At 65.3% G+C, this 8,475-nt stretch carries 10 protein-coding genes; 8 read left to right on the top strand and 2 right to left on the bottom strand.

The window, feature by feature from the left end; translation table 11 throughout:
• The 8 genes from KYC_RS05325 to KYC_RS05295 all read left to right on the top strand — a co-directional run.
• On the top strand, nucleotides 1-1,066 hold a 1,066-nt coding region (locus tag KYC_RS05325; protein ID WP_238531888.1), incomplete at its 5' end, for a DUF3426 domain-containing protein.
• A 12-nt stretch (nucleotides 1,067-1,078) separates the two neighbouring features.
• A complete protein-coding gene (locus KYC_RS05320) occupies nucleotides 1,079-2,020 on the top strand; it encodes a carbohydrate kinase family protein (RefSeq protein WP_008159628.1) in 942 nt (313 codons plus the stop codon).
• A gap of 208 nt (nucleotides 2,021-2,228) precedes the next feature.
• A complete protein-coding gene (locus KYC_RS05315; RefSeq protein ID WP_008159626.1) occupies nucleotides 2,229-2,732 on the top strand; it encodes an outer membrane lipoprotein in 504 nt (167 codons plus the stop codon).
• A 392-nt stretch (nucleotides 2,733-3,124) separates the two neighbouring features.
• Nucleotides 3,125-3,364: an acyl carrier protein gene (locus KYC_RS05310; protein ID WP_008159625.1), complete on the top strand. Its 240-nt coding sequence runs from the start codon at nucleotides 3,125-3,127 to the stop codon at nucleotides 3,362-3,364.
• Nucleotides 3,342-4,529 carry a D-alanyl-lipoteichoic acid biosynthesis protein DltD gene (locus tag KYC_RS05305; RefSeq protein WP_043517623.1) on the top strand — a complete coding sequence of 396 codons (1,188 nt, stop codon included), beginning with the start codon at nucleotides 3,342-3,344 and terminating at the stop codon, nucleotides 4,527-4,529. The genes KYC_RS05310 and KYC_RS05305 overlap by 23 nt, the downstream gene beginning before the upstream one ends.
• Nucleotides 4,526-4,699, top strand: coding sequence for a hypothetical protein (locus KYC_RS29200; RefSeq protein ID WP_008159622.1), 174 nt, complete (start codon nucleotides 4,526-4,528; stop codon nucleotides 4,697-4,699). Before KYC_RS05305 ends, KYC_RS29200 begins: the two co-directional genes overlap by 4 nt.
• Before the next feature lie 7 nt (nucleotides 4,700-4,706).
• Nucleotides 4,707-5,834 carry an MBOAT family O-acyltransferase gene (locus tag KYC_RS05300; protein ID WP_043517621.1) on the top strand — a complete coding sequence of 376 codons (1,128 nt, stop codon included), beginning with the start codon at nucleotides 4,707-4,709 and terminating at the stop codon, nucleotides 5,832-5,834.
• 16 nt (nucleotides 5,835-5,850) lie between these two features.
• Nucleotides 5,851-7,299, top strand: coding sequence for a D-alanine--poly(phosphoribitol) ligase (locus tag KYC_RS05295; RefSeq protein WP_008159618.1), 1,449 nt, complete (start codon nucleotides 5,851-5,853; stop codon nucleotides 7,297-7,299).
• 30 nt (nucleotides 7,300-7,329) lie between these two features.
• On the opposite strand, the gene KYC_RS05290 is transcribed toward KYC_RS05295, so the two are convergent.
• Both KYC_RS05290 and KYC_RS05285 read right to left on the bottom strand, forming a co-directional pair.
• Nucleotides 7,330-7,890 carry a YggT family protein gene (locus KYC_RS05290; RefSeq protein ID WP_043517626.1) on the bottom strand — a complete coding sequence of 187 codons (561 nt, stop codon included), beginning with the start codon at nucleotides 7,888-7,890 and terminating at the stop codon, nucleotides 7,330-7,332.
• A 219-nt stretch (nucleotides 7,891-8,109) separates the two neighbouring features.
• On the bottom strand, nucleotides 8,110-8,475 hold a 366-nt coding region (locus tag KYC_RS05285; RefSeq protein WP_008159614.1), incomplete at its 5' end, for a histone H1-like repetitive region-containing protein.

Here is an 8,475-nt window from a genome sequence, read left to right as displayed (position 1 = left end):
CGCGCCGGTCCCGGGCCCGTCATTTGCCGCCCCTGAGCCGGCCGCGCCACGGCCCATCCCGGCCACGCCTGAGCCGGCCGCACCTGAGCCGGCCGCACCGCCCGTCGTGACGGCGCCGTCGATTCCCCCCTGGGAAGACGAGCCCGCCGCATCGCCGGCCGTGGCTGTCCCGCCCGCGGTGCTGCGCGGCCGCGGCGACATCCGCCGGCGCGCCGAACCGGATGCGGCGCCCGTGGACGAAGACGCCGCCGATGACGACGACCTCTACGATCCCTATGACCGCGAAGTGGAGCCGCCCCGCGCGCCCTACGTCGGGCAGCCTGCCGGTTATCGCGGCGAGCCCGTCGTCGCCGGCAGGTCCGGCGAACCGACGATAGCCTGGAACCCGGGCCGCCAGCGCGACGATGTCCGCGACGCCGAGCGCGACGACGAATACGAAGCCGAAGACGAACTTGACCAAGACAGCGGCCGGGAGCCGGTGCTTGGCGAAACGCGCACGCGCTATTCCAGCGCCACGGATGTCGGGCGCGCGCCGCCGGAATTCCTGGATCAGGACCGGCAGGAGCGTCACGGCCTGTGGCGCAAGCTTTGGGGTTACGCCTGCCTGATCGGCCTGATCGCGCTGGGCTTGCAGTTGCTGTACGTGTACCGCACCGATATCGCCAATTCCGTGCCCGCGGTGCGGCCGGCGCTGGAAGCCGTCTGCAAGCCGTTGGGCTGCACGGTCGGCTATGCCCGGCGCCTGGAGCGCATCGGGATTTCCTCGTCGTCGCTGCAGCCGCCAACGGGCGCTGCGGCCATCGACGACGGGCGCAGCCGCCTTGTGCTGAACGTTATGATGCACAACCGCTATGACAAGCCCCAACATTGGCCGGCGCTGGTGCTGGACCTGACGGACCTGTCGGACACGGTGGTCGTGCGCAAGGTGCTGATGCCCGAAAACTACCTCACGCCGCAGCAGTTGAGCGGCCCGTTCGGCCCCAACGGCGAACTGAAGATTTCAGTGCCCATTGAAGTGACTGGCGTTCAGGTCAACGGCTATCAACTCGACAAGTTTTTTCCGTAAAGGATGACAAGTATGGCAACCCCTGTTCTGGTCTGCGGTTCGATGGCGTTCGACACCATTGCGGTGTTCGAAGGTCGCTTCAAGGAACACATCCTTGCCGACCGCATCCAATCCCTGAGCGTTTCGTTCCTGGTGCCCAGCATGCGCAAAGAGTACGGCGGCTGCTCGGGCAACATCGCGTACAACATGAATCTGCTGGGCGGCAAGCCCGTGCCGGTCGCCACCGTCGGCGAAGACGCCGGCGAATACATGGATCGCCTGTCGGGCCTGGGTATCGACGTCAGCCGCGTCAAGGTCATTCCCGAGACCTTCACCGCGCAGTGCTTCATCACCACCGACCTGGACGACAACCAGATCACCGCCTTCCACCCGGGCGCCATGTCGTTCGCGGCGCAAAACGACCTGAGCGACGCCGATGCGGCCTGGGGCATCGTGGCGCCGGACGCCAAAGAAGGCATGTTCGCGCACGCGGAACGCCTGCACAAACGCGGCATTCCCTTCATCTTCGACCTCGGCCAGGCCATGCCGCTGTTTGACGGCGCAGACCTCGAACGCATGCTCAAGCTGGCGCAGGCCCTGACGGTCAACGACTACGAAGCGGGCGTGGTTGAACAGCGCACCGGCCGCAGCGTTGCCGATATCGCCAGCACCCTGCAGGCCGTGGTGGTCACGCGCGGCGCCGAAGGCGCCACCTTGCTCACCGGCGGCAAGACGATCCAGATCGCGCCGGTGCGCGCCGCGCAGGTCGTGGACCCGACCGGCTGCGGCGATGCGCAGCGCGGCGGCCTGCTGTATGGCCTGACCAGCGGCTGGAACTGGGAAGACAGCTGCCGCCTGGGCAACGTGATGGGCGCGATCAAGATCGCTTCGCGCGGCCCGCAAAATCATGCGCCGACGCGCGCCGAGATCGACGCGGTGCTGCACGCAACCTACGGCATTCATCTGCCTGCCTGAGGGTTGGAATTCCTTGGGAACCGCCGCGTATTGGCAGGGTCCAAACGGGTAGTGCATATGCAAGAGGCAACGGGCTGTAGCCCGTTGTTTCGTACCGCGGGTTTGCAGCTTCTGGCGGAGCGTTTCAGTCTGTTGCTGGCGCGCTTGCCGGGTTTTTTGCGCGGAGTATGATCAATTACCGTCGGCAGTACCCGAACGAGGAGTCCAAATGAATCATATAAAGTCTTTTTCCCTGGTAACGCCGCGCGTTGGCCGCTTGATGGCGGCAGCGGCCGTCGTGACGTCGTTGGCCGTGCTTGGCGGATGCGCCAATCCCAGCGCCTCGAGCGGCGTGTACAGCTATGACCAGGCGCAGCGCGAGCAGATCGTTCGCACGGGCACGGTCACCGGGGTACGCCCGATCGTCATTCAGAATGACAGGTCCAGCGGCGTCGGCATGGTGGCCGGCGGTGCGCTCGGCGGTGTGGCAGGCAATGCAATCGGTGGCGGCACGGGCCGCACCATCGCCACGGTCGGCGGGGTAATCCTTGGCGCATTGGCCGGCAACGCCGTCGAAAACCGCGCACAGAAGAACTCCGGCCTGGAGATCACGGTGCGCCTGGACAACGGCGAAACCCGCGTGGTCGCCCAGGAAGCGGACGTGCCTGTCAGCGTAGGCCAGCGCGTCCAGGTGATCAGTGGCGCGGGTCCGACGCGCGTCACGCCGATGTGATTCGGCGGCGCCGCAATGAAAGCCCGCGCAAGCGGGCTTTTTTTCGTCCGCTGAAAGCGGGGCGGAAATAGGGGCCGTGGAGAACCGCAAGTGCAGAGGTAGAAATCTGTCGCTCAGCAGCAACGCGGCACCCGGGATTTACCCTCGAACGTTACGTTTCCCAGCGTTTTCTCGCTATTTCCTCCATAAGTTTCATGGCGATTCGACGGCCGAAGTGCAATGATTGCGGCGGCGCGAGGCCTTGAATTTGATGTAACCAGGTAATTCTTGGCGCCGTATTGATGGCTGGAATTTTTCAGTTTGGTTTCAGCTTTTTTCTGTATCCTCGACGTCCTGAATCCCGGGGCGGGGGATGGAATGCCGACACGGCATCGTTACGCTGCACTACCTCTATGCATACCGAGCAAGAACTCCACACCAAGATCGGCGAGATCGTCGAGTCGATCGTCATGAAGAAAGTCACCCCCGACACGCAACTGATTGCCACCGGCCTGGTCGATTCGCTCGCCGCCGTCGACATCACGCTGGCGGTCGAGTCCGAGTACGGCTGCAGCATCCCGGCTCCCGAAATTGCTGAGCACCTTCAGTCGGTCCGCGTGCTTGCCGGCTATGTCGCTGCCCATACTTCGTAATACCCGCTTGCTGTCCCATGCCGCGGCGGCCGCGACGGCGGTGGCTCTGGCGGTGGGCACGTATTGCGGTGCGGACGACCTGCTCAGCCGCGTCGTCAGCCCCGCATCGTCGCCCTCGGCGGTTGCCGCCGACAAGAGCAACTACCTGCCCAACCTCGGGCCGGACTGGGGCACGCAGCACGTCAACCTGAACCGGCTTGGCAACGCCCTGAGCGACGGCACCCTCGTCGTGCTCGGTTCGTCGGAACTGTCCAGCCATGACCTGCGCTTCGTTCCCTACCGCTTTTTCCCGGAAGAGCTGAAGGTGCCGACGCTGGCCTATGGCCATGCGATGTTCCAGTCCTACGGCATCGTCAGCGTGCTGGAGTCGGTGGCCGATTCCCTCACGCCGAACACGCGGCTGGTGATCATGGTGTCGCCCGCGTGGTTCGCATCCGGCGGACAACTGCCGCGCAGCGCATTTGCCGAGCACGTCACGGGACCGGTCTGGGACCGGCTCTGGGATCAGCCCAGCACGCGCGAGCAGATGCAGAACTGGATCACCGACAACGCCAATTGGGGCCTGCTGTGGCTCATCGCCAATGGCCAGGTGTCCGAACTGAAGGACAAGCTGGGGCTCTGGTGGAACGCGCGCAAGGAGCCCGCGCCCGACAAGCCGCGCAGCAAGCTTTCGGTGCCCGCCCACCGCTTTGTGTCGTGGCCGATGTCCGCCCGCCTGAATTCCGGGCAGTGGAGCCGGCTGACCCATGAGGCGCGCGTGGTCGAGCACGGCCTAGGCGGCAACAATCCCTACGACGTGCGCGACGACTACTACAAGCAATACCTGGCGCCGCTGTATTCGCCCGCGCGCAACGAGTTCGCCGACGTCGATCCGATCACCCGTACCGAACTGGGCGATCTGTCGCGCGTGATGGCCCTGCTGCAGAAGCGCAAGGTCAAGGCCTACTTCGTCATCCAGCCCTTCAATCCCAAGCTCATCCTGGACGTCGAGCGATTCGACCCGGTCGTGGACGCCATCACCGGCATGTGCACGCGCTACCAGATGGGTTGCCTGGATCTCTATAGCATCCCCTTCGAGCCGGGCATGGTCCGCGACGACATGCACCTGGCCGAACTTGGCTGGGCCATGGCTGACCAAGGCATTGCGGAGTACTTTTCCCGATGAAATTCTTTCTCAAAGGCGAAGCCCGCCAAGCGGGCGCGTCCTGGGCGCGCCGGTTCTTCTGGCACCTGTGCCTGTACGTGGGCGTGATCCTGGTGTTCGTTCTGCAGGCGCAGCCCACCACGGGCAGCGGCGGGCCGATCAAGGTCGAATTCCAATACCAGCAGTTCTGAGCGCGCCATGGAATTGTTTGCTAGCTTGAGCTTTTTTGGCGGCGCCCTGTTTGGCGGCCTTGGCCTGGTGGCGTACCGGTCGTCCGGCATGCCCCTGCGCATCGGCTACCGGCACATCATCGGCGTCATTTGCCTGGGCGTATGGATGGCGGTGTTCTGGGCGCGCCCCTACCAGCCGATCGCGCTCTTGGCCATCTCGGGCGGCGCCTTGTGGGCGATGCGCCGCAATTACATCCCCACGTGGCTGGCGGTGATCATCACGATGACGCCGCTGCTCCTGGTCAAGACGGGCGTGTCCCACCTTGGGGCCATGCTGGGCCTGTCGTTCGCGACGTTCCGCGCGATCGACGTGCTGCTGTTCGCGCCGCGCAACGAGCGGGTGTCGCCGCTTGATTACTTCATCTATCTCTTCTTCCCGCTGACGCTGCTGGCCGGCCCCATGTACCGCTGGCGCGCGTTCCAGGCCGACCTGAAGCGCGGCTACGAAGGCGTCAACCTGAACACCTGGCTGACCGGGCTGGAGCTCATCATGCTGGGCGTCATCCAGAAGTTCGGCCTGGCCGAGCTGATCTGGCGCTACGGCCTGGCCACGCTGGATGCGCACGACTATTCATTTACCGGCGTGGCGCTGAACGCTTCGTTGTACAGCGCCTACCTTTTCTTCGACTTCGCGGGCTATTCCACCATGGCGATCGGAATCGGCATGCTGTTCGGCTTCACGCTGCCGATCAACTTCCGCAATCCCCTGGCCACACTGAATCCACAGGACTTCTGGCGCCGCTGGCACATCAGCCTGTCGGAGTGGCTGCGCGACGTGGTGTTCATGCCCATCTACAAGGCGCTGAGCAAGACCAAGTTCTTCGGCCGTCACCGGATGGCGGCGCAGAACATCGGCATCTTCGCGACGCTGCTCGCCATGGGTGTGTGGAACGGCCTGTCGCTGCACTACATCGTCAGCGGCCTGATGTTCGGCGCGTACTCGGTGGGCCACAACCTGCTGATCAACGCGGCGCGCACCCGGCCGGCTTTGCAGGCCTTGCTCGCACGGCCCGTCATGCGCTTTCTCGGGCGCGTGCTCACCCTGATCCTGGCTGCGCTGGCGCTTTACGTCTTCAGCGGCCGCAGTCCCATCTGACGCCGGGAGCTTCGGCATGCGTTTTGATTTGAAGTCCTTCCAGTTCGTGGACAACGAACGCGATCCCGATGCGCTGGCCGTCGCCGCCGCCGACCGCAGCCTCACCTGGGCGCAACTGCGCGCAGAGGCCGGCGCGTGGGCCGACGCAGCGCGCAGGCAGGGTGTCGCGCCCGACGTGCCAGTGGCCATCTATGGCCACAAGGAAGCGTCCTTTTTCGTCGCCATGGTCGGCGCGCTGCTGATCGGGGCTCCGTTCGTCCCCGTGGACACCATTTATCCGCCCGAACGCCTGCGCCGCATTGTGGAAATCGTCCGCGCAGCCGCCATCTACGACGCCGCGGCCGGCAGCTTCACGCCGGCAGAGGGCGCCATGCTGGACGAGCGCGGCCTGGCCTATGTCATGTTCACGTCTGGCAGCACGGGGGATCCGAAGGGCGTGCAGATCGGCCGCGAAAGCGTCGGGCTGCTCGGCGACTGGATGCTGGGCAGCTTTCGATTGGGCGATGCGCCCGTGTTCATGAACCAGGCGCCGTTCAGCTTCGACCTGTCCATGTACGAAGTATTCGCCACGCTGGGGTCCGGCGGCAGCTGCGTGCTCAATGCGCGCGAGCAGATCGCGGCGCCCGGGCCCTGGATGGCGAGGCTGGCGGAGCACGGCATCACGGTGTGGGTATCGACGCCTTCGTTCGCGCACCAGCAGCTCGCCAACCGCGATTTCTCGCCCGCAACATTGCCCTCGCTGCGCACTTTCCTTTTCTGCGGCGAGCCCCTGCCGGCGGCGCTGGCCAGGAAACTGCGCCAGCGCTTCCCCGATGCGGTCATCCTGAATACTTACGGTCCGACCGAGGCGACCGTGGCCACGACCTGGATCGAGGTCACCGACGCCGTGCTGGCGGCGCACGATCCGCTGCCGGTCGGCCACGCCAAGCCCGATAGCGTGCTGTTGGTGGATGAGGGTGAAATCTGCATCGTGGGCGACCACGTGATGCGCGGCTATCTGAACCGAGCGGACTTGAACCAGGCCAAGCTCTACACCTATGCCGACGGCCGGCGCGCATTCCGCACGGGGGACCTGGGGCAGATGGAGGAGGGCGGCCTGCTGTTCTGCCGTGGCCGAATGGATGACCAGATCAAGCTCAATGGCTATCGCATCGAACTGGCCGAAATCGACGAGGCCCTGCACGGCCTGCCGGGCGTGGAAGGCAGCGCCTGCGCGGTGCTGCGCCGTCCCGACGGCACGGCAGTGCGCCTGATCGGTTTCGTGACGGGGCTGGGCGGCGCGGCCGAGGACGCGTCCTTGCTGGCCGCCGACGCGCTGTCGGGCTGGAAGGAGCGGCTGGCCGAACGCCTGCCGCCGTACATGGTGCCGTCGGAACTGGTCGCCTGCCAGGCGCTGCCGATGTCGAACAACCACAAGATTGATCGCAAGAAGCTGATCGAGATCTACAGCGCCATTCCGGTGTAAGGGCGGGCTCGCGGCCCGCCCCGGCCTGTCTTACACGCCCATCATGCCGTAGCTCAGGCGAGCCAGGATCATCAGGACGATCTGGGCGGCGATCAGCAGCACCAGCGGCGAGAAGTCGATGGACGTGCGCGGCAGCACGCGGCGGATGGGATCCAGCAGCGGGGCGGTCAGCGATTGCAGCAGCGGCATCATGGGCGCCATCGGGTTGACCCACGACAGCACGGCCTGGATCAGCGTCAGCCACACCACCAGGTTGAGCGCCCATTTTGCGGTCATGATGAGGGCCGAGCCCATGGCGGCGGGCAGGAGCGCGGCGGGGATCAGCGCGCCGATCGCCACCAGCCAGAGCAGCACCAGATAGACCAGCGCGGCAAGCCATGCCGAAACCAGGCTGGTCCAGTCGATCTTGTTGCCGGCGGGAATGATCTTGCGCAGCGGCAGCACCAGCCAGTTGGTGGCCCCGTAGATCGCACGCGCCAACGGGTTGAAGGGGTGCAGCCGTATCGCGTGCATCCAGGCGCGCGCAATCAGCGCCGCCCCGAACAGCGTGAACACGATTTCGAGAAGGAAGCGGAAGATTTCACCGAGCATGGACGCGATCACCCCAAAAAAGAGGAGTCAATTGTCGCACGCCCGGAAGTAAAAATTGCGCACGGTCCTAGTGCTTGCTGCCCGGTGCAGGGATCAGCCATTTGGATGGGATTGCTGCTTCCGTGGGGCGCTTTAGCCCTAGGGTCCGCCGGCAAACAAAAAAGCCGCCCGGCCAAGGCCAGGCGGCTCTAGTGAAGCTAGCGCTTCGGCGTGTCCTGATTAAGGACGGCCGCCCGTCGGGAACGGCCACGACGCGGCAGGATTCAGCGCAGTCTTCGCGCCCGGGGCGGCAGCCGTGGTGGGCGGCGTTGCGGGCTTCTTCGGAGCGGCCTTCTTGGCAGCGGGCTTCTTGGCGGCAGCCGGCTTCTTGGCGGCAACAGCCGGCTTGGCGGCAGGAGCCTTCTTGGCGGCGGGCGCCTTCTTGGCAGCCGGGGCCTTCTTGGCTACGGCCTTCTTGGCAACCGCTTTCTTGGCGGCCGGGGCCTTCTTGGCGACAGCTTTCTTGGCAACTGCCTTCTTGGCGACGGCCTTCTTGGCGACAGCCTTCTTGGCTACGGCCTTCTTGGCGACGGCCTTCTTGGCAAC

This window comes from Achromobacter arsenitoxydans SY8 (assembly GCF_000236785.1).
Classification (GTDB): Bacteria; Pseudomonadota; Gammaproteobacteria; order Burkholderiales; family Burkholderiaceae_B; genus Achromobacter; species Achromobacter arsenitoxydans.
Note: the sequence above shows the minus strand (reverse complement) of the source record. Positions and strands in the feature narration are given on the sequence as shown.